Raw genomic sequence first — 19,683 nt, forward strand, 5'->3', positions numbered from 1 at the left:
GGCCCGGCTCACCGCACGACGGCCAGCCACAGCGCCGCCGCCGTGACGGCGACAAGCCCGAGGTTGAGGGTGATCCGGCGGTCCTCGCCGGTCAGGTGGACGCGGATCGCGCCGGCCTGGAGGAGGAGGAAGCCGGCCGCGGCGGCGGGTGCCAGTACGGGGGCGACGCCGGTCAGCGGGGGCAGGACGAGGCCGGCCGCGCCGAGCAGCTCGACGGCTCCCAGCGCCCGGACGGCGGGCAGCGGCATGCGGTCGACCCAGGCCATCATCGGACGGAGCTGCTCGCGGCTGCGGGTGAGCTTCAGCGTCCCCGCGTAGACGTAGAAGAGGGCGAGCAGGCTCGCGACGATCCAGTAGGCGATGTCCATGGTTCCCGTTCGGGGGCGGTGGGCGCGGTGGGCGGTTGCTGCGGCGGTCGGTGCGGCGCGCGGTCGGTGAGGTCCGCGGCTGGCGCGGCACGAGATGGGGTGTGACACGAGTGCACCGCCGGGCCCCCGCCGGTGTCCAGGACCTCTTCCGCGCCGCCGATACCCCGCGGGTATCGTGGCAGCGTGGAGCATCTGGAGCTGCGTACCCTGCGCTACTTCGTCGCGGTCGCCGAGGAGCTCCACTTCGGGCGCGCCGCCACCCGGCTGCACATGAGCCAGCCGCCGCTGAGCCGGGCGATCCGGCGGCTGGAGGACGAGGCCGGGGCCCCGCTCCTGACCCGCTCGCCCGCGGGCGTCGCGCTCACACCGGTCGGCGCGGTGCTGCTGGCGGAGGCGCGGGCCCTGCTCGCCCACGCCGACCGCGTCCGGGTACGGGTGGGCGCCGCGGCCGGCCGCGCGGCCCTCACCGTCGGCATCCTGGGCGACGGCACCGACCCGGGGGCGGCCCGGCTCGCCGCCGCCTACCGCCGCGAGCACCCCGGCGTCCGGATCCACGTGCGCGACACCGACCTGACCGACCCGACGTGCGGGCTGCGCGCCGGGCTCGTCGATGTCGCCCTGACCCGGGCGCCGTTCGACGAGACCGCGCTGACCGTACGCACGCTGCGCACGGACCCGGTCGGCGTGGTGCTGCGCGCCGACGACCCGCTCGCCGGGCGCGACCGGCTGCGCCCGGCGGACCTCGACGACCGCCCCTGGTTCCGCTTCCCGCCGGACACCGACCCCGTCTGGCAGGCGTACTGGAACGGCGGCCGCCCGCGCGAGGGCCCGGTCGTGCGGGCCGTCCACGAATGCCTCCAGGCCGTGCTGTGGAACGGCACGGTGGGCCTGGCCCCGCTCGGCCACGACCTGTCCGCGGAGCTGGCGGTCGTGCCGCTGGACGGCATGCCGCCGAGCCGGGTGGTCGCGGCGTGGCAGGAGGGCGACACCAACCCCCTGGTCCGCTCCTTCGTCGAGGCGGCGACCGCGGCGTACCGCCGCTGAACCCCCTGACGTGTGGCCCGGGTTCAGCCCCGGTGCTGCTTCGCCCGGCGCTGGCGGTGCGCCTCGTAGAGGACGACGGAGGCGGCGTTCGAGGCGTTGAGGGAGCTGGCGGAGCCGGTCATCGGGATGGAGGCCACGTGGTCGCACAGGCCGCGCCACGCCGTGCTCAGACCGGCGGTCTCGTTGCCGACGAGCAGCAGGACCGGCCCGGTGAGATCCGTCTCCGCGATGTCGGCGTCGCCGTGCTCGTCCGTCCCGACGACCGTCACCGGCCGCCCCTGGGCGCGCTCGCCCGCGAGCCACCGCGTCACCTCGTGGTGCGACGGGCTGCGCACCACGGGCAGCGCGAAGAGCGAACCGGTCGACGCCCGCACCGACTTGGGGTCGTACGGATCCGCCGCATGACCGGTCACGACAAGGCCGTCGGCGCCGAACGCGTCCGCCGAGCGGACGATGCTCCCGATGTTGCCGGGCTGCGTCGGCCGGTCGAAGACCAGGCCGAGGAAGTTGTCGTGGACCCTGATCCGCGACAGGTCGTCCGGTGCCATCTCCACCACCGCGATGATCTCCGCGGCCCCGTCTGCCTTTTCGCTCAACTCGGCGAGCAACTCCGGTGCCATCGCGACCCGTTCGGTCGCCGTCCCGCGCAGCAGCTCCTCGGCCCACCGGGAGAGCGGCCGCCCGGCGTCGTAGAGCAACGCCCGTACCGTCCAGCCGTGTTCGACGGCCATGGAGATCGGCCGCACGCCCTGGACGAGGAATTCCCCCGCGCGCCCCCGCTTGGTGCGGTTGCCGAGCAGCGTCTGCAACTGCTGGAAGCGGGCGTTGCGCGTCGTGATCCGCTGCACTGCCATCCTCTGCATCTCCACGGGCGCCGCCTATGGTCTCGGTATGACGATCACGGTACGCAGGTCCCGTCCGGAAGACCACGCGGCGATCCTCGCCCTGATGGACAAGGCCCGCGGGACGGGACTCAGCGACGAGGAGCGCGCCCGCCGCGGCTTCGTGCAGGGCACGATGACGCCCGACATCCTCGCCCGCTTCCAGGACGGCCCCGGCATCTTCGTCGCGGAGGCCACGGAAGAAGCTGATGCCGCTCATGCCCCCGGCGCCCCCGGCGAACTCGCGGGTTTCGCCGTCACGAGCGAGCCCGGCCCGCTCCCCCCGGAGCACCCGGCCACGGCAGCCGTCGCCGCGGTCACGAAGGCGGCGGCCGGCCGCGACCTGGGCCGCCTCTTCCTCTACGGCCCCGTCGCCGTCGACGACCACTTCCAGGGCCGCGGCATCCTGACCCGCCTCCTCACCACCCTCAGCCGCGCCCTGAAGGACGACTACGACCTCGCCGTCGCCTTCGTCGAGACCGCGAACGCCCGCTCCCTCGCGGTCCACCGCCACTACGGCATGACCGAGGCGGCCTCCTTCGAGACCGCCGGCCGCGGCTATGTGGCCTTCACCTTCGCCCCGGCCGCGTTCGCGGGCGGCCGCTCCTGAGACGCCGGAAGGCGTCCCCCCGCCCGGGCGGCGCTACCGATCCCTGCGACGCGACCACTTGGGGAGCGCCCACCGACGAGGGTCCTTCCAGTGGGGGCCCTCCCGGTCCAGGTTCTTGCGGGCGAGGGCCACGGTCCCGGCATCGACGCCCGGGCAGATCAGCACGACCAGGGCCAGCGGGTCGTGCAGTGCGGTGGGGCGTCTGCCGACCGCGCGGGCGGCGTGCCGGTAGCGCCGCGCGACGGCGTCCGCGATCTCCGTACGGTGACCGGGGTCGTGCCACGCGGCGACGCACAGGGCGAACGCGGCCGCGTCGACGGTCCAGTCGTCGGGCCCGAAGAGCAGCCGGAGCAGCAGGGCGCGCCGGGCGGACCGCTGCCACAGCTCCTCCGGCCGGTGGTGCAGGATGCCCAGGCACACCCAGACCTGGGCCAACCGCTCCCAGTACAGCGGGCGTTCGCGTTGGACGGTCACCCATGGGGCGTCCCGCGGCGCGGGCATGTGGGCGAGCAGCCCGAGGAGATCGGCCGCGTCCAGCTTGCTGAAGGCCGCGGCCCGGTCGTAAGCGGTCAGCGGATCGGCCCAGATGCCAGCCGCGACACGGTGGAGGAGGTCGACGGCCTCCGGCGCGGGCGGCGGCACGGACGCGGTGGCCCGGGTGCCGTCGTACGTCCACAGCGGCGGACCGAAGTCCGTTGCGGCGGGGATGCGCGGGTCCGGCTCGGACGGATCCGGCACCGCGATCGTCGAGCCGGGAAAGCGCGTGTGGAAGAGGGTCGTCGGCGTCGGCGCTTCGAGGGACGTCGCGCGCGAGCTGACATCGGTGACCCGCCCCCCGTCCGACTCCGTCCCGGCCAGGTGGCCGAAGGCCCGGGCGATCGCCTCGGTGGGCGGCGGCACCGCCTGGAGCCAGGCCGCTCCCTCCGACGCGCGCGACACGCACGTGCGCAGGTAGGGGACCTCCGGGTGGGCCAGGGCGAGATCGACGAGTTCCGCCAGCCGGTCGGCGTCGCTGCCCTTCCCGCCCGCGCGGTAGCGGGCCGCGAGGAGCGCCGCCCGGGGCTTGACCCCCTTGCGGTCGGCTGCGACCGCGCGCTCGGCCCAGCTCAGCGACTGCGCGAAGTCGCCCTGGTCGTGCGTGAGGTCCACCAGGTCCAGGAGGAGATCGGCGTTCTTCGGCGGCAGTGCGACGGCGCGCTCCCACACCTCGATCGCCCGCTCGGGCTGTCCGGCGTCCTGGTGGGCGTAGCCGAGCATGATCAGGGTCTGCTGCGTCACGCGGCCCGCGGCTTTCTCGGCCTGCTCGGCCGCGCCGCACCACGCGATCGCCTCCTCGTGCGCCCCGAGCCGTCTGGCCAGCGCGGAAAGGGCGCACAGGACGTCGGCCCCGGCGGCCGGATCCGCCGCGGCCTTCCGCGCCAGCGCCAGCCAGGGCGCCAGCGCGTCCACCGTTTCCGGCGGCGCCGGATTGTCGACGGCCCCCCAGATCGCCGACACGGCGATGCCCACGGACACCGGCGGTATCTGCTGCTCGCCGAACCAGGGCGCGGCGGCCCACGGCTTCTCCGGATGAACGCCGACCAGCGACCCGAGCAGCTCGACCGCGTCGGCCACCTGCCCCTCGGCGGCCATCAGCGCGATGATCGCCGCCGCGTTCCCCGGGAAGACCGAGGTGCCGTCCCCCTTGAACAGCTCCCGCGCCGCCCCGGACGACCCGGCGGCCTCGGCCACCTCACCGAGCGCGGTGTAGCAGTCCACCACCCCGGGATCGTGGAACAGCGCCTGCCCGAGGTGGAACGCCGCCTGCCGGAGCCGCCCGGCGGCCACGTTCCGCCGGCACGACCTCACCGAGTCTTCCGCCCTTGTGTCCAGCACCATTGCGCCCCCTCGCCGTGGCGGGCCCCCTCGCGCCCGCGAGCGCGCAGCCTACCGACCGGTGCGGTGGGTTCAGGAGGCCGCCTCCGCCGAGATGCCGAAGAGCCCCACGCAGGGCGCGAGGCCGGTGACCGTGACGGGGACGGACCGGTGCGCCTCCCACCCGGCACGCGGCAGGCGCAGACGCCGCAGCGTCACGCGCCGGCCGCGGACGGCCCGCTGCTCGACGCCGTCGCTCTCGTACCCGAGCTTCCCGGACACGGCGAAGGAGCTGGGGTTGTCCTCCAGGGCGCCCGACAGCGCATCCACCGCGCCCAGCCCGGCGAAGGCAAGATGCAGGGCGGCGGCGCGCATCTCCGTCCCGATCCCCCGCCCTTGGTGCCGCAGGCCCAGCCACGAAGCCGTGCTCACCTGCCGCAGCACGGCGAAATCCCGGGCGGCGAGGGCCTGCAGCCCGACGACGCGGCCGCCCTCGAAGACGCAGAGGTTCAGCGCCCAGTTGTCGGGCGCCCAGTCCCCGAGCCGCAGCCAGTGGTGCTGCACCACGGAGCGAGCCCGCTCGGCGGGCGGCAGATCCGTCCACGGCACGAGGAACGGCATCCGATCCGCCGCGTGGATGCCCTCGGCAGCCAGATCCGCGAGCTCGCCGAGCTCTTCCTCGGAGGGCAGCCGCAGCTCCAGGCGGGGGGTGTTCACGCGCAGCCCCGTCAGGGGCCAGTGGTCCGTCAGCATGAGCCATGGTCGGACCCCGGCGAGGCCGGCGTCACCTCGTTTTCCGCCCCCATCACTTCGGGTGATCTATCCGGCGTCGCTGACCGGAGACTCGGATCCTGGCTGCTCCACTGACGTCGAACCGGCGCTCTCGCCCGCCGAGCCCGCCGCCAGCGGGGTGTGGCGGGGCTGCCGGAGCAGGGCGCGCTCTTCGTCCGGGATGTTCATCGACTCGGCCAGCACGGCTGCGAGCCCTGCCACCTGAGCATCGTCGACGTCGGCGTCGAAGATCCACCGGATGTTGTCGTCGGACGTGATGAGGTCGACGACCGGGCGACCGCTTCCGTCCCGTGCGGCCGGTGCTCGGACGTACCGCACCCGGTCGACCGGGATGTCCTGACTGATCTCGCCCTGCCCGAGGAACGTGGTCGACCTGGCCGTGATGATGCGGCGATCCGTGACGGCGACCAGATTCCTTGCCGCGGCTCTGTCCATCGCCGGCGCCACCTTCTCCTTCGCGCCGTCGAGGATCGCACCGATCCCGGCGGGGGCGTCGAGGCCCAGGACGCGGAGGGTCTCACCATCCTTCAGGAACCAGCGGAGGATGTGGAGATACCGGTCCGGTTCCAGTGACCTGGGTGCGCAGACGACACCGGGGATTTCCGGCAGCGGGACCGGCGGGTCGAGGGCGTCGGCAAGTGGCTGGATCGCCTCCAGCAGCTGGGCGCTGGTGAGCCGGGCCTTCTTCGCGTCCTTCCGCTTCCCCAGCAACGGCACCGTCGCGCGCCCCGGCAGCTCGGCGATGATCCGCAGCTCCCGCGTCAGCGAGCCGACGAGGCTCCTCGTCTCGGCCAGGGCGGTGCCGAGCTCTTCACCGGTCTCGCGCTCGATGATCTCGACAAGCTGCGCCTCGTCGGCCTCCGCACGCCCGACGGCTCGCGCACGCGCAGCGTGGAGCGTCTGGTACCCCGCCCATGCCTTGAGCGAGGACAGGAGGGCATGGGCGTCGAAGATGATCGCCTTGGCGTTCGTCTCGAGGTACTGACGTCGTTCATGCGTGGCGAGCCGACCGAGTTGCCGGACGTGTTCGCCGACGTTCAGCCGGTACGTCTCGCGCTGCTTACGCAGGGCGTCCTCTTTGGCCGCGACCTTCTCCCACTCGGTCGTCGCGACCGACCCGAGCTCTTGCGCGCGGCGGACCGCGCGATCGATGGTGTCGACCAGCGCCGTCAGCTCGGCCCACTGGCCGAGGCGCATCGTCGTGAGAACCTCGCTCGTCAGCGCAATGTTGGTTCTGACAAGGCCTGTGACCTGGCTCAGCATCATCTGGAGCGCGACCATGGCCAGCGCGGGCCCGATGGCGACCGCGAACTCGGCCGCGCTCACCGCGGTCACCGGGATCAGGCGAGCCTGATGAACGATCCGGCCGTTGGCGAACACTCCTCCGAGATTCGCCCCGTCCTTGACCGCGAGCGTTCCTCCGGCGTTCAGAAACGCCCGCGTGGTGTCACTGAGTCGGTAGACACCCTCCACACTGGCGAACGCGTTCGCCAGATTGCCGCCCACGGTGGCCGTGTTGCCGATCGAGGCGAGCGCTGCCGAGATCCGCGTTCGGTCGTCGCCCGACAGGAGCCCCACATCGACCGGATCGAGCTTGAGCTCCGCAGCGAGCTCCGCCGGGACTTCCCCGAAGGCCACGGCAACCCCGGGCCGAACCTCCACGAGCACCGTCGATGCCGCCGCCGAGTCGCGACCCGAGCCGGGTGCCGGGGAGCCTGCGGAATGTGAGTCGGTGGTACCGCTCCCGCTCCTCCCTCCGGGCTCAGCGGCCTCCATCGAGTCCGAAGGGTCCTGCATGCGCTCTCCTCCCCCAGGGGCGTCCCGCGGCCTTACGCCGCCGGCGTCCAGTGCCGAAGAGTACGGCAGACGCCGCCCGCAGCTATGCGGATCCGGGTGAATGCGCCCCCGCAGTGCTCCGGCGAATCGATCGCATGTTGACCATCTGTCTTCCCCTGATGACCGTACGTAGATAACATCGGCGCCCTGACTCGATCCTTGGGGGGAAGATGTCAGGGGGGTTGGACAACTGGCTGCTCGCTGCCGTGTCGGAGTTCGGACGTGCCTGCAAGGTCAAACTGTCGGGCGGCGGCAGCCCGGAAGCCTCCATCCGCGCACCCCTCGAGGCGCTGCTCCAGGCTGTCGGCGAGCACCACGAGCAGCACGAGGTCTCCTGGCACGACGAATTCCGCGTCCCCGACCTCGGCATCCGACCCGACTATGCCGTCCGCGCGAGCGGCGAGCTGGTCGGCTACATCGAACTCAAGAAGCCGGGGTTGTCGGTCGACCCCGACACCTTCGGCAAGAGCAACCGTGAGCAGTGGGAGAAGCTGCGGAATCTGCCCAACCTGCTGTACTCCAACGGCACCGAGTGGCGGTTGTTCCGCGACGGACGGCAGCTCGGCGAGACGGTCTACTTCAGAGGAACGCTCCGTTCCGCGGGCGAGAGTCTGGCTCCGGTGGACCCGGGCGCGCTGGATGCGCTGCTGAAGCAGTTCCTGGTGTGGAAGCCGCAGGCCATCAGACGCGTTGCCCGGCTCGTGCAACACGTTGCTCCGCTCTGCCGGTTGCTGCGCGCTGCCGTTCTCGAACAGCTGTCAGCCGAGGCGCGGTCGTCCAGGAGCGACGACGATGTCCGCGCCCGGCCGTTCACGGGGCTCAAGAACGACTGGCGGCGCATGTTGTTCCCGTCCGCGGATGACTCGACCTTCGCCGACGGCTACGCCCAGGCAGTCACCTTCGCCCTGCTGCTCGCCCGTTCCGAAGACGTGCTCGAAGAGGGAATCGGCCTCCACGACATCGGGCGCCGTCTTGACGCCGACCACGCCCTCATGGGGAAGGCTCTCCAACTCCTCACCGACAACGTCAACGAACGGTTCACCGTCACGTTGGAACTGCTGCGCCGGACCATCGCCCAGGTGGACTGGCCTGCCATCCGCACCGGCAACCGTGACGCCTACCTCCACCTCTACGAGCACTTCCTCACGATCTACGACCCGGTGCTGCGCCAGAGAAGCGGCTCGTACTACACCCCGCACGAGGTCGTCCACGAGATGGTGCGTCTCACCGAGGACGTGCTGCGCACGCGGCTCGGTCACCCCGACGGGTTCGGCAGCGACGCCGTTCGGATCGTCGATCCCGCCATGGGCACCGGGACCTTTCTCCATACGATCATCGAACGGGTCGCCGAGCAGGCCGCTGAGGCATCCGGACATGCGATGTCCGCCGACGCCATCTCGCGCCTCGTCCCGCGGCTGTACGGGTTCGAGATGCAGATGGGACCGTTCGCCGTTGCCGAGTTGCGGGCCTCCGACCTGTTGAAGCGCTACGAGACCCCGCTGCCCGAGGGCGGACTCAACCTCTTCGTCACCGACACGCTGGACAACCCGTTCGTCGAGGACGAATACCTGGCGTCCACGTACGACGCCCTGTCCGAGTCCCGACGGCGGGCGAACAAGGTCAAGGCCAACGTCCCCGTGACCGTCGTGATCGCCAACCCGCCCTACGACGACAAGGCCGAGGACCGCGGCGGCTGGGTGGAGAAGCGCACCGACCGCGCCGAGGTGCCCCTGCTCGACGCCTTCCGCTATTCGGGCAACGGGCGCTACGAGCACGTCCTCAAGAACATGTACGTGTACTTCTGGCGTTGGGCCACCTGGAAGGTCTTCGACGCGGACGACGGCGAACGCCACGGCGTGGTCTGCTTCATCACGCCCTCCGGCTGGGCCACGGGGCCCGGCGGCCGCGGCATGCGGGAGTACCTGCGTCGCACCTGCGACGAGGGCTGGATCATCAACCTGTCACCGGAGGGACACCGCTCCGACGTGGCCACACGCCCTTTCCCCGGCGTTGCACAGCCGTTGGCGATCTCCATATTCGTCCGCAAGGCAGGTGCCGAGCGGGGCGAGGACCACCGGGCGAGGGTGCACTACCGAGCTCTCGCCGGCCGCCGGGCTGACAAGTTCGACCAGTTGCACGCGGTGCAGATCGATGACGACGGCTGGCGTGACGCACACTCCCGCAGGCCGCGGCCGTTCACGCCTCTCACCCAGTCCGGCTGGGAGGACTTCCCCGCGCTGGACGACCTGTTCCCGTGGGGCAGCCCCGGTATGAAGTCCAACCGCTCCTGGGTGAGCGACCCGTCGGACGACGTGCTTCGTCGGCGCTGGACCACGCTGATTCGAGGTGGCGACCCCGTCCTCAAGTCCGAGCACTTCAAGGAAACGCAAGGTCGTGATCTCCATACCCGAAGAGAGCCGCTACCGGGTCGGCCTGTGCGCCTCTATTCGTTGGCACAGGAAACCGACGTTCACCCCGACCTCGTACGCATGTCCCTGCGGAGCTTCGACCGCCAGTGGCTGATCGCCGACAACCGCGTGCTCGACCGTCCGCGGTCCGACCTTTGGGCGTCCCTTCAGGAAGGGCAACTCTTTCTCAACCAGCAAGTCGCCCACAAGATCGACTCCGGCCCGGCGCTCGTGGCCACTCACCTCATCCCGGACAACGACCACTTCAACGGCCGCGGGGGTCGGATCATGCCGCTCCTGCACCCGGACGGGTCGCCGAACCTGCCTCCTGGACTGCTCGCCCACCTGGGCCGCGCAGTGGACCAGGCCCGAGTCACGGCCACGGACCTCGCCGCTTATGTCGTGGCTGTGGCCGGCCATGACGCCTTCACCCAGAGGTTCGCCGAGGAACTGCTGACGCCGGGCGTACGCGTACCCCTGACCCGAGACGGTGCGTTGTGGGTACGCGCCGTCGGACTCGGCCGGGAAATCCTCTGGGCCTCGACCTACGGCGAACGGTGCGCCGACCCCGCGCTCGGGCGGCTCGGCGGTGAAGTGCAGTTCCCCCTGGGGGACGAGCGGCAGGTCCGCTACCTGACACAGATCGGCAGCCGCATACCTGATCGACTGGAGTACCAGGCAGTGGCAAGGACGCTCTACGTCGGGGACGGCTCATTCGCTCCCGTTCCCGACGTCGTGTGGGCGTACGACGTCGGCGGCATGAAGGTCGTCAGCAAGTGGTTCGGCTACCGGAAGGCCTCGCCGACGAGCAAGCGGACGAGCCCCCTGGACGACATCCACGCGGAGCGCTGGCCTCACGAGTGGACGACGGAACTCATCGACCTGCTCTCGGTACTCCGCCGACTCACGGACCTCGAATCGACCCAGAGCGAGCTGTTGGGGCAGATCCTGGCCGGCCCCGTCATCACGGAAGCGGAGCTGACTGCTGCCGGGGCGCTGCCCGTTGCCGCAGCTGCCCGAAAGGCGCGCCATGCCGCGGTCGACGTCCTCTTCGAGGGGCACGAGGTTCGGTGATCCCCGCCGCGTCTCACCGGGTCTCGTCCATACCCGCCAGCGCCTCGGGCAGTGAGCAGGAGCCATCAGCCACACTTCGCACCGCCCGTGCGAAGAGCGGGGCAACCGCCTTGCGGAGGTCGGCCAGGCGGGCTATCTCGGCCAGCCTCTCCTGCGAGGACTCGTACAACGCCCGGAAGTGCACTGCAGCACCCAGATCCGTGAGCGCCAGCCAACCGTCGGCCAGGTCCACCAGCTTCATCCAACGGAGCGTCGGCAACTCCTCCCGAGCCAGATCCGCATCCAGCCCGTCCAAGGCCAGCGCCTCGAAAAAGGCCATCCGATCGCTCGGGTCCGGAACCGATCCTTCGGCCAGCCGTGCCAGGAGTCTCCACTGCGCTTCCGTGAGATCCAGGTGAGGCAGGGGTGCGGCAGAGTGCATGAGGCCATGCCTAGCACGCCCAACGGACAGCAGCGACGCCTCCACTCCGCCAGCCGGGCAGTCGAAGCCCCAGAGAAGCGGTGCGCGAATCGGGCCCACCTCGCTCCGGCGGCGCTGCTCGACGCTCTACCGGAGAGTGTGTCTTCTGTATCGGTCGTGCGCAGATGCTGATTCACAGCGGCTGAATTGCCGTCACGGTCGGCGCGCGAGCACAGCAACGCCCTTTGGGCTCCGGCCCGATGTGGACGAGGGTGCTCAGACCAGCGGAGGCAGCGGTGCATGCACACCGGGGTGCCTACGGTGCAGAAGAGCGAAAGCACCACGAGTGTGAGGGAGGACGCGGCACAATCAGCACCGGCATGCGTTCACTGAACTGGGAGCCGCCGTGGCTGGGTACGGCCGAACTGACGAGGACTGGGACGAGCTCGTCCGGGCTGGCCTGGAATTTCTGAAGGGGCGCGCCAAGCTCGGTCGGCTCACCTCGTACACCGAACTCAACGTGATCCTCGCAGACAGAACAGGTCTCGCGCGGTTTGACTTTGAGGAGGCCGGCGAACGGGCCGCGCTGGGGTATCTGCTGGGGCTCATAGTCGAGCGGGACTACCCGACGTCAGGGTTGATGATTTCCGCCCTGGTGCAGTACCTCGACGTAAACGACGCGGGTCCCGGCTTCTACGCACTGGCCCGCCAACTCGGTCTGCTCGCCCCTGGAAGCTCGAAGCAAGCGCAGTGGGATTTCTGGTGGCGCCAGGTCAAAGCGCTGCATGAGCGCTACCAAGGGCCGCCTCGCTGAACCTGCCCACGACGGCGGTGTCGCCCAGCAACGTCTGTGCGCGGGTGGTCGCTACGACGCTGTCCTCACCGTCGCCGTAGCGGATCGACACCAGCTCGCCGTCGTCCTACATCTTCTTCAAGACGGTCCGGACCGCGCGGGACAGGCCCTCGTCCATGGTGAAGCGGTCGCGGCTCCGTACGACGCCGTCGCCCAGCCGCCGCATCTGCCCGGCGATCTGAACGCCGGACTCGGACTTCCACTTCCAGACCCGCTCGACGATGTTCTGCGTCGCGATTACTGCCTGGCCCGTTCCCGGCTGCCACGGCGTCTTGTAGCCCTGCATGCGCCTGCGGCGGTGAGGTTGATGAGCGTGTGCTCGAAGGCGTGGCCCAGGTGGAGGGAGCAGGTGACGTTGGGCGGATGGATGACGATGGTGTAAGCGGGCTTGTCGCTCGTGGCGTCCGCGTCGTCAGTTCGCCGACCGGCTGTCCACGACACCCGCCAACTCGTCGGCGGACTCGGGGGTGAGGCGGTAAAAGCCCTGGAGGCCGGCTGAGCGTTCGAGGCGGCCGTCCACCACGTGCTTCAGGCCGCGGGTCTGACCTCGGAGGTTGCGCCAGGTGAGTCGGGTGAGGAGTTCGCCGGGGAGGGGTACGTCGAAGCGTACGGGGGTGGCGTCCACGTGCACCGCCTGGGCGCCGCAGCCGCCGGCGCCGAGCATCGACCAGTCGGCGTGCCCGGGGTATGTCGGGTCCTGCCAGGTATCGGGAGCCGCGCCGCAGCAGTCGCGGCGTTCCAGGTCGAGCACGCGCATCCGGCTCACCACGAACACCTCGCAGCGGTTGACGTGCAGGGCGTAGACCTCGTCCCCGGCGCGGGCGCGCGACCACCTGGGCAGGGAGGAATGGATGCCGCTGAAGGCGACCGGCGGTCGTTCGCCCACGCGCCCCGCCTTGCGCAGGGCGCGGCAGGTGTCGTGGGTCCACAGGACGGTGAAGGCGTCGGACATGCGGTGATCCTACGAACGGGCACTGACAGCGGCCCGGGGAGACAAGCGCAGTGCTGTCCCGGGCGGTTCAGTGGATGTGGTGGCCGTCCACGTTCCAGAAGTGGGGGAGGGGCGTCTGGCAGAAGACGCAGGCGAAGTCGTCCTCGCGCACGATGTTGACCTCCGCGCAGCCGGGGCAGCGGCGGAACACGACCTCATGGGTGAAGCCTTCGGGTTGTGTGATGCGGGCTCGGTCGAGGGCTGCGGCGACGGTCGGCCAGGAGGTGGGGTCGGGGCAGTAGCCGGTGGACTGGTTGCTGACGTCGGCGACCGACCACCGGTCGGCGGACCGGTGGAAGCTCATCTCGCCCGCGCTGAGGACCGGTGCCCCTCCGGCGCAGGAGACGTGCTCGCTGCGGCGCGGCGCGAGGCGCAGCAGGCCGTCGGTGCCGACGACGAAGGTGAAGGGCTCGGCCCGTTCCGCGGGCCCTTGGGCGGAGAGCCAGCGGGCGAGGTCGTCGGGGGTGCGGATGCCCTGCCCCTCGTCGCCGGGCCGGACGCGGGCCTTCAGCTCGGCCGGGCCCACGTACTGATAGCTCCGCGGCTCGGTGGTCACCCCGTCACGCTACCCACGCCCAGGGTCTGCGCAGGCGGCGGAAGGGCCGGCCGTGCCGTCGTGGCCCGCGGTTGTCCACAGCCCTGTGGAGAGGCGGACGGGAGCCGTACGGTCCACCGGTTCTTCAGGACGGGCGCTCGTCCGACCCGCGAAGCGAGGACCTGCGGCGCTCGGTCCTCGTCGAGCGGCTCCCCTCACCGCCTGCCGTGCTTACCGGACGGCCATGACGTGCAGGGCCGAACGCCCGCACAATGAGTTCATGCGTGAACAGGGTGGGGACGCGGCGGTGTGGCGGGTGCACCCGCGGCTGATGGTCTGGGCCGGGGTTTTCTGGGGGCTGGCGGTGCTGGCCGTCCTGGGCGCCTGGACGGCGTGGTCGGTCGACCAGGTCGGGCAGAAGGCCGTACAGGCCGCTGTGGCGACGGCTCTTGTCGCAGCGGTCTCCTTGGTCTGGGGGCTGGTGCTGCTTCGGCCGCGGGTGGAGCTTTGCGGTGAGACGCTGGTGATCGTCAACCCGCTGGCCACGTACCGGCTGCGCCGCGAGGACGTCGTCGCGGTGACCGACGGTCTGCACGGGGCGGCGGTTTTCCACCGCAAGGACGGCTTCACGACCCGCGCGGTTGCCCTGGGCGAGGCGTCGGCCGGCATCAGAAACGAGCGGCTTTCCGAAGTCCGCGCGGCGCTCGGGCTCTGAAGCCGGAGAGGTGATGCCTCAGGGCGAGTCGGACGAGGGCTCCTGCCGTCGTGCGAGCGAGAGCCTGCGGCGGCTTCGGTCGATCTCGGTGACGACGACCGCCATCTCCTCGCCGACCCGGACGACGTCCGAGACTTCTTCCGCGGGCCCCGAGGTGAGGTGTTGCCGGTGGACGAGTCCCTCGATCCCGCCGGTGAGGCGGACGAAAGCGCCGAACGGCACCAGCTTGGTCACCTCGCCGTGCAGCGTCTGCCCCACCTCGACGCGGTCGGCGAACTCCTGGAAGGGGTCCGGCCGCATCGCCCGCAGGGAGAGTCTGGCCTCCAGGTTCCACGTGTCGAACTGGAGGAACTCGCACGTCACCCGCTGCCCCACCTGGACGACGTCGGATGCCTCGTCGAAGTGATGCCAAGCGAGTTCGGGGTGGGTGATGAAGCCGACGCCGGGGAAGAGCGGGTGCGCGGGGCCGTCGTCCAGCGCCACAAAGACCCCGAACGACTCGATCGCCGCGACGGTGCCGGACATCCGCTCGCCGGGCGTCAGCGACGCGAGAAAGGCCCACAGCTCCGGGTGCTCGGACGCTCCGTCCATACGGCCCACCTTAGGACCGGACAGCCGCGCCCGCACCGGAACGCGTGGTGCCGACCCGTCAACCGGCTTCGTGCCGCGCCGCGGGCCCCGGCGACACGCGTTCGGTGAACACGGCAAGGTAGCGGAATTCGCCCCTCGGTCCGGGGTACTGGGAGTACGGCTGCCAGTTGAGGGGGTAGGTGCCGCGGAGGGTTCGGGTGTTGTCCGTGTAGTCGCCGCCGCTCCAAAGCAGTTGGCCCGCCAGGGTGCGGCCCTCGTGGAGGCGGAAGGCGCGGTCGCGGGTGTTGCCCTGCTCGGGCGGCATCCACAGGTCGGCCTCGTTGCTGACGAGGAGGGCCAAGCCGTTGTGGTCGGGGCGCGTGCCGAAGGGCCGACGCAGAGCAGGTCGAGATACTCGGCGCCGACCGAGTCGGGGGCGTGCTGGCGGACCTCCTTTCGGCACTGGACGGTGGGCGCCAGCTCCCACAGGACGCGGGCGAAGCTGTGCTGGAGGCCCGCCTCGGCCGTTCCGCCGAGCCGGGCCGCACCCGTCCGGGAGCCGGATTTCGGGGGTCGGCTCCCAAGGCGCCCCCGGGAATGACTCAGGGCCCCGAACCTGTAAGGATCAAGGCCCTGACCTGCTGCTCTGGAGCCGGGGCGGCAGGATTCGAACCCACGGCCTCTTCGTCCCGAATGAGGCCCTGCCCGCCCGCTGACCTGCGGCGATCGGGAAACCGCAGGTCAGGGGGTGAGTGGGGGTTGGTCTGGGTGGGTGCGGGGAGGCGGATTTTCCATGATCGTCTCCCAATTTTCTCCCAGAGATCGGGCCTCCGACCTGCCCGATCGTGTGGTCAGAGCTTCACGACCACGACGCGGTCGCCGCAGAGCTTGCGCATGTCGTCCTCGTCGGAGGTGAAGATCGTGACGTGTCCCGGCTGGCGAAGGGCCACGGCGGCCAGGGCGGCGTCGATGGCGTACTTGTGGCCGTGGAGCCCGGCGTTCTGGAGGAGGTCGATGGCGGCGTCGGCGACCTGCTCGGTCACGGGTTCCACGCGCAACCGCGACAGGGCCCATCGCCAGGCCGGGCGGTGGAGCTTGGCGTGGTAGGCCTCGACGAGGGTCATCGAGGTCGTGACGACGGGGATGTCCGCCCGGTCGGCGTCCTTGATACGCGCACCCATCCGCCGGTCGCCGCGTACCCATTGGGACAGGCCCTCACGGTCGAGCAGGTAGACCTGCCCGTCGCTCACGCCGCAGCCCCGGGCGAGTCGGCGCCGTTACGCGCCCGCTCCTCCCGCTCGGCGTGAGCCCGCTCGATCTCCCTGCGCTCCGCCTCGGCCTCAGCGAGCTCCTCTGCGAGGACGTCCCCGTACTCGCCCTCCCACCAGCCGACGGCCTCATGCAGCCGCTCCCGCTCACGCTGCCGCTCCACGGCCTGCGTGACGTACCGGCTGAAGCCCCCGGGCCCGACCTCGGAACGGATCTCCTCGGCCAGCTCCTCGGGCAGCGTCACGGTGTACTTCTTGGTTGCCATACCATCGACCATACCGCGCGAGGGGCTGGTCGGTCAGCACTGCCATCGGGTCGCCCGACGTATCGGAGCGGACCGGAGCGTTGAACGTGGATCGGCCCCGGTCCTCACGCTTCATGGCCCGTCGCCGCTTCCCGGCTTCTTGCTCGCTGGTAGGTGGTGACGGTGGATCTCCTCGTGGAACCGAATGACGAATGGGGTGATCGGCGAGGTCAACCAACCTCATCGGTTCGTAGTCCCTCGGTACGGGTAACGAGATCGGGACCGCCCTTGCTGACATATCAACACGCGCTCTATGTCGATTCATGCAACCTATGACGCGGATGATCACTGCGTCATCCGTTAGCGTGCGGGCTCATTCAAGGCTAGCCTTTGCGGTCGCGAGAATCTTCTTGTTCGGGCTGACGAACAACGCGTAGATGTTGTCAAGCGCGGCCGTTGACCGGAGCGTCAGTTGAGTGTGGTCGGCCTGTGGACAGGGCGACTGTAAAAGTCAACTCGCCGTGGGTCGGGAATTTGTTGTATGCCGCGGTCACCTGTCCCAGGACAGTGCCCATGCGCACGTCCTTGAATCCGGCGGCTATGAGTCCATTGGCGCAGCGGTTCAGCCACTCGTCACGCTCTCCAGCGACGACAACGGTTTCTTCCACGCTCTTACGGATTGCCACTTGCCTCCTTCGCGTCCAATTCAAGCGTCGTCCGTCTCTGCTCCGTCGGTACGATTCTGGGCGGCAGCGGTCGAGGGGGAGTTCCATACGCCGCGTGGCAGCGTTCCTGTTCCCGTCGCCAGATCTTCGACAATGCCGTATCTGTCTGGGGCACGGCGAACCCCAATTCTCCCAGGAGTACGCGGAAGAAGCGTACGGGCTCACCGTTCGAGTCGGTCACGAGAGAGGACAGCAACGGTACCTCGGACGTGACTTTGCTGTCGACAGCTCGCAGGCATCTCTGGATCGAACGCTCGGGGATTGATTGTGCATCTTCCAGGTCGAGCAGTTTGATCGTGGTGCCACGGGCAGCGACAGCTATGAGTTGTCTGGTGAGACGCTCGGCGGAATTCACTCGGGCAGCCGACACGGAAGCGAGCGCAGCCTCGACGGCCCCTGCGGGTTTTGAATTTGCTGCGGTAGGCTGTTTACCTGCCGGCCTTGAGCGTGTTCGCCCTTCCGCTTTGGTAGCATCTTTTCTGGCTGCGGCGAGAACCTCAGTCAGGATTTTCGCGTGCTGCGCGGCGGACTGGGTGGCTGCCTTCCGACGCCCTGAGCGGGTAAGGGTCCCTTTCTGGTGTCCGTGGAAAACTAGCCACCTGTGTGCATCGGTCCGTGGCGACTTCAATTCTCTGTGTGCATTGCTGCTCAGCCAAGGCCACAGTCGGTCGATTTCCTTGATCGCGGAGCGAACGCGATCCACATCAGGATCGTTCTGTGGTATCCGATGCTTACGTTCAGGGGTCTTCGCTGCCTTGGGCCACGAGCGCGCATCTCCTCCGCTCGTGGACTGCTTCCCCGGCTGCAGCGAGTAGCGTGGAGGAGCGTCCCGTGGCGGTGTCCCGTGAACGGCGAAAGCCCGCTCGGTCTCGACGGCAGCCCAACGCTTGAGTGAAATATGCTCCCGTACGTACGGCACGCCGAGCCGGACGAGTACCTGTGCCAGGTAGGGGAGCGGTTCGCCGTCGTACCGAATGAGGCCGGACAGAACGGGCGTCTCATCGCGCAGTGGGGTGTCCACTGCAACCAGCAGACGCTCGCGCTCTGAGCGGGACAGGCCGCCCAGCTCGGCACCGACGGTTCTCGTCAGGGTGCCCCACGTGGTGGTGGACCGCAGACGAGCATGGGTGATCAGGGCTTCCCGAACGGCGCTCACCAGCTCTCCCTCGCTGAGCTGAGTCGCCGGGGCGCCGGGCGCCGACGTATCCCTCCTGGTGCTGGAGGGGGGAGGAGGTGGGGGATCTGGTGCCGGGGTTGGCTCCTCGACGTGTCGTGGCACCAGCTCTGCCGCCGACTTTGATTCCGGGCGCTTCGCCTCGCTCAGCGGCGAGGGCGTCCACAGGCCCGTTCGTTGAGCCTCGTGGGCGTTGAGGCGGACGAAGCGCTTCACCTCGACGGCCCAGCTGCCACCGTTCTCCGTAACGAGGATCCGAGCACCGTCAGGAACCCGGTAGACGTGATCTTCCGGCGGGGGCTCTGTGTCGCCGGGGAGAGAGACCAGGGTGCGGACGATGGGACTGTCGACGGGCTTCACGTCCGCGACGAGGAGATGTCGGCCCTCTGCGGCGAACGGCGAGGTCACCGGTGTTCGGCCCGCGGGCACCAGGGCGAAGACCAAGCTGCCCTGGACGGGGAAGGCGAAGGGCTTCGGAGGCGGCTGGGAAAGTCGGATCTGCTCGACCTGCGGGGTCATGATGCCGGACGCTGTCAGCTCGCAATCTTCGAGCGCGGCCCACGAGACGACGCGGTCACGCGCCTCCACACCGATTTGAACACGCCGCTCACCGCCGACCGTCTCGCACCGGACACGCAGACAGTAGCCGTGGCGGCCCAGGAGGTCCTGGGTGATCGGGCCGTCCGTTGAAAAGATCCAGTCGATTCCCTCGGCCTCGGCGGCGAGCTCATCCGCCGCGCGACGCCAGGCGCGGTAGTCGAGACCGCTGAGCTGGAAGCGGAGGTGGCGGTCCCCGAACCTGACGTCGACCGCATCACCAGGGCCGGTCCCGAGGTCCGTGGTCCGAACACTGCCTTGGACTCTCTCCCGGTTCAACAGGCGTCGCACACCCTGCTTGATGAACAGGTGGTCGGCGCTGGACTCGCCGTTTGCCGTTCGGTGGCAGACGGGCGCTGACGGGTGGTGGGCGAAGTGGCAGACCTTGTCCGTGTACCGCTTGTCGCTCAGTTCTCCCCCGCAGCCGCCGAGCTGGAGCCCGCACCAGTAGGTGTATGCGGGGTGTGACTTCCGCCAGAGGTCAAGCTCGTGTGCGTCCATCGGCAGAATGACGGGGAGGTCCGAGTTGCTGTGTCCGACCACAGCGGTCTGCACGAGGCGGTGGTCGTACGCGTGCTGCGACATGGATCTCTCCGGGGCGCCCGAACTCGGAAGGTGGCTGCGTACAGGAGACTACGGCGGGCCGCCGACCGCCGTGCCGCAGTGGGCCGTTTGAAGGACGGCTGCGGGTTCCGGACGGCACGATTGCCCGGTGACAGTTGTGGGGACCGACCTCAGCACCC

The 19,683-nt window shown here is 70.0% G+C and carries 19 protein-coding genes and 1 pseudogene; 5 read left to right on the plus strand and 15 right to left on the minus strand.

The genetic code is table 11. The annotated features are described in order from the left end of the window. Positions 1 to 8: 8 nt before the first annotated feature. The gene (locus ACH4SL_RS00275; protein ID WP_398441021.1) at positions 9 to 368 is read right to left on the minus strand and encodes a DoxX family protein; all 360 of its coding nucleotides are present in this window, start codon (positions 366 to 368) and stop codon (positions 9 to 11) included. 192 nt (positions 369 to 560) lie between these two features. On the opposite strand from ACH4SL_RS00275, the gene ACH4SL_RS00280 reads away from it, so the two are divergent. Continuing rightward, positions 561 to 1,412 (plus strand): LysR family transcriptional regulator, encoded by an 852-nt coding sequence (locus tag ACH4SL_RS00280; protein ID WP_398441864.1) that lies wholly within the window; start codon positions 561 to 563, stop codon positions 1,410 to 1,412. 23 nt (positions 1,413 to 1,435) lie between these two features. Here the strand turns inward: ACH4SL_RS00280 and ACH4SL_RS00285 are convergent, their stop codons facing one another. Next, complete coding sequence (locus ACH4SL_RS00285; RefSeq protein ID WP_398441022.1) at positions 1,436 to 2,266, minus strand: RNA methyltransferase; 831 nt, start codon at positions 2,264 to 2,266, stop codon at positions 1,436 to 1,438. Between the two features lie 37 nt (positions 2,267 to 2,303). On the opposite strand from ACH4SL_RS00285, the gene ACH4SL_RS00290 reads away from it, so the two are divergent. Beyond that, on the plus strand, positions 2,304 to 2,903 hold the full coding sequence (locus ACH4SL_RS00290) for a GNAT family N-acetyltransferase (RefSeq protein WP_398441023.1): 600 nt from the start codon (positions 2,304 to 2,306) through the stop codon (positions 2,901 to 2,903). A 33-nt stretch (positions 2,904 to 2,936) separates the two neighbouring features. Here ACH4SL_RS00290 and ACH4SL_RS00295 read toward each other — a convergent pair whose 3' ends face one another. From ACH4SL_RS00295 to ACH4SL_RS00305, 3 genes are all read right to left on the minus strand, one after another. Then, positions 2,937 to 4,730, minus strand: a complete 1,794-nt coding sequence (locus tag ACH4SL_RS00295) for a tetratricopeptide repeat protein (RefSeq protein ID WP_398441024.1) — start codon at positions 4,728 to 4,730, stop codon at positions 2,937 to 2,939. A 120-nt stretch (positions 4,731 to 4,850) separates the two neighbouring features. Further along, positions 4,851 to 5,510: a GNAT family N-acetyltransferase gene (locus ACH4SL_RS00300; protein ID WP_398441025.1), complete on the minus strand. Its 660-nt coding sequence runs from the start codon at positions 5,508 to 5,510 to the stop codon at positions 4,851 to 4,853. Positions 5,511 to 5,576: 66 nt separating this feature from the next. Further along, positions 5,577 to 7,187, minus strand: a complete 1,611-nt coding sequence (locus ACH4SL_RS00305; RefSeq protein WP_398441026.1) for a hypothetical protein — start codon at positions 7,185 to 7,187, stop codon at positions 5,577 to 5,579. A 380-nt stretch (positions 7,188 to 7,567) separates the two neighbouring features. Here ACH4SL_RS00305 and ACH4SL_RS00310 point away from each other — a divergent pair, with 380 nt between their 5' ends. After that, positions 7,568 to 10,867: a type ISP restriction/modification enzyme gene (locus ACH4SL_RS00310; RefSeq protein ID WP_398441027.1), complete on the plus strand. Its 3,300-nt coding sequence runs from the start codon at positions 7,568 to 7,570 to the stop codon at positions 10,865 to 10,867. A gap of 13 nt (positions 10,868 to 10,880) precedes the next feature. Here ACH4SL_RS00310 and ACH4SL_RS00315 read toward each other — a convergent pair whose 3' ends face one another. After that, positions 10,881 to 11,288 carry a hypothetical protein gene (locus ACH4SL_RS00315; RefSeq protein ID WP_398441028.1) on the minus strand — a complete coding sequence of 136 codons (408 nt, stop codon included), beginning with the start codon at positions 11,286 to 11,288 and terminating at the stop codon, positions 10,881 to 10,883. Between the two features lie 385 nt (positions 11,289 to 11,673). On the opposite strand from ACH4SL_RS00315, the gene ACH4SL_RS00320 reads away from it, so the two are divergent. Then, positions 11,674 to 12,081, plus strand: coding sequence for a hypothetical protein (locus ACH4SL_RS00320; protein WP_398441029.1), 408 nt, complete (start codon positions 11,674 to 11,676; stop codon positions 12,079 to 12,081). A 10-nt stretch (positions 12,082 to 12,091) separates the two neighbouring features. On the opposite strand, the pseudogene ACH4SL_RS00325 reads toward ACH4SL_RS00320, so the two are convergent. From ACH4SL_RS00325 to ACH4SL_RS00335, 3 genes and pseudogenes are all read right to left on the minus strand, one after another. Beyond that, positions 12,092 to 12,561 (minus strand): annotated as a pseudogene (locus ACH4SL_RS00325) (class I tRNA ligase family protein); the annotation flags it as partial. Continuing rightward, positions 12,533 to 13,072 carry a hypothetical protein gene (locus tag ACH4SL_RS00330; protein ID WP_398441030.1) on the minus strand — a complete coding sequence of 180 codons (540 nt, stop codon included), beginning with the start codon at positions 13,070 to 13,072 and terminating at the stop codon, positions 12,533 to 12,535. The gene ACH4SL_RS00330 and the pseudogene ACH4SL_RS00325, both read right to left, overlap by 29 nt. A 67-nt stretch (positions 13,073 to 13,139) precedes the next feature. Beyond that, positions 13,140 to 13,667 carry a hypothetical protein gene (locus ACH4SL_RS00335; RefSeq protein WP_398441031.1) on the minus strand — a complete coding sequence of 176 codons (528 nt, stop codon included), beginning with the start codon at positions 13,665 to 13,667 and terminating at the stop codon, positions 13,140 to 13,142. A 259-nt stretch (positions 13,668 to 13,926) separates the two neighbouring features. Here ACH4SL_RS00335 and ACH4SL_RS00340 point away from each other — a divergent pair, with 259 nt between their 5' ends. After that, positions 13,927 to 14,361, plus strand: a complete 435-nt coding sequence (locus ACH4SL_RS00340) for a hypothetical protein (RefSeq protein ID WP_398441032.1) — start codon at positions 13,927 to 13,929, stop codon at positions 14,359 to 14,361. Positions 14,362 to 14,379: 18 nt separating this feature from the next. Here ACH4SL_RS00340 and ACH4SL_RS00345 read toward each other — a convergent pair whose 3' ends face one another. The 6 genes from ACH4SL_RS00345 to ACH4SL_RS00370 form a co-directional block, all read right to left on the minus strand. Continuing rightward, positions 14,380 to 14,952, minus strand: coding sequence for a S1 RNA-binding domain-containing protein (locus ACH4SL_RS00345; protein WP_398441033.1), 573 nt, complete (start codon positions 14,950 to 14,952; stop codon positions 14,380 to 14,382). A 58-nt stretch (positions 14,953 to 15,010) separates the two neighbouring features. Further along, entirely contained in the window at positions 15,011 to 15,292 is a 282-nt protein-coding gene (locus tag ACH4SL_RS00350; protein ID WP_398441034.1) for a hypothetical protein, read from the minus strand. 490 nt (positions 15,293 to 15,782) lie between these two features. Continuing rightward, positions 15,783 to 16,181, minus strand: coding sequence for a PIN domain-containing protein (locus ACH4SL_RS00355; protein ID WP_398441035.1), 399 nt, complete (start codon positions 16,179 to 16,181; stop codon positions 15,783 to 15,785). Further along, positions 16,178 to 16,465 (minus strand): hypothetical protein, encoded by a 288-nt coding sequence (locus ACH4SL_RS00360; RefSeq protein WP_398441036.1) that lies wholly within the window; start codon positions 16,463 to 16,465, stop codon positions 16,178 to 16,180. The genes ACH4SL_RS00355 and ACH4SL_RS00360 overlap by 4 nt, the downstream gene beginning before the upstream one ends. A 422-nt stretch (positions 16,466 to 16,887) precedes the next feature. Then, entirely contained in the window at positions 16,888 to 17,130 is a 243-nt protein-coding gene (locus ACH4SL_RS00365) for a hypothetical protein (RefSeq protein WP_398441037.1), read from the minus strand. Next, positions 17,117 to 19,525 carry a hypothetical protein gene (locus ACH4SL_RS00370; protein ID WP_398441038.1) on the minus strand — a complete coding sequence of 803 codons (2,409 nt, stop codon included), beginning with the start codon at positions 19,523 to 19,525 and terminating at the stop codon, positions 17,117 to 17,119. Before ACH4SL_RS00370 ends, ACH4SL_RS00365 begins: the two co-directional genes overlap by 14 nt. Between the last annotated feature and the right edge of the window lie 158 nt (positions 19,526 to 19,683).

The sequence above is a fragment of the Streptomyces sp. NPDC021020 genome (assembly GCF_044333285.1).
In the GTDB taxonomy this organism is placed as follows: Bacteria; Actinomycetota; Actinomycetes; order Streptomycetales; family Streptomycetaceae; genus Actinacidiphila.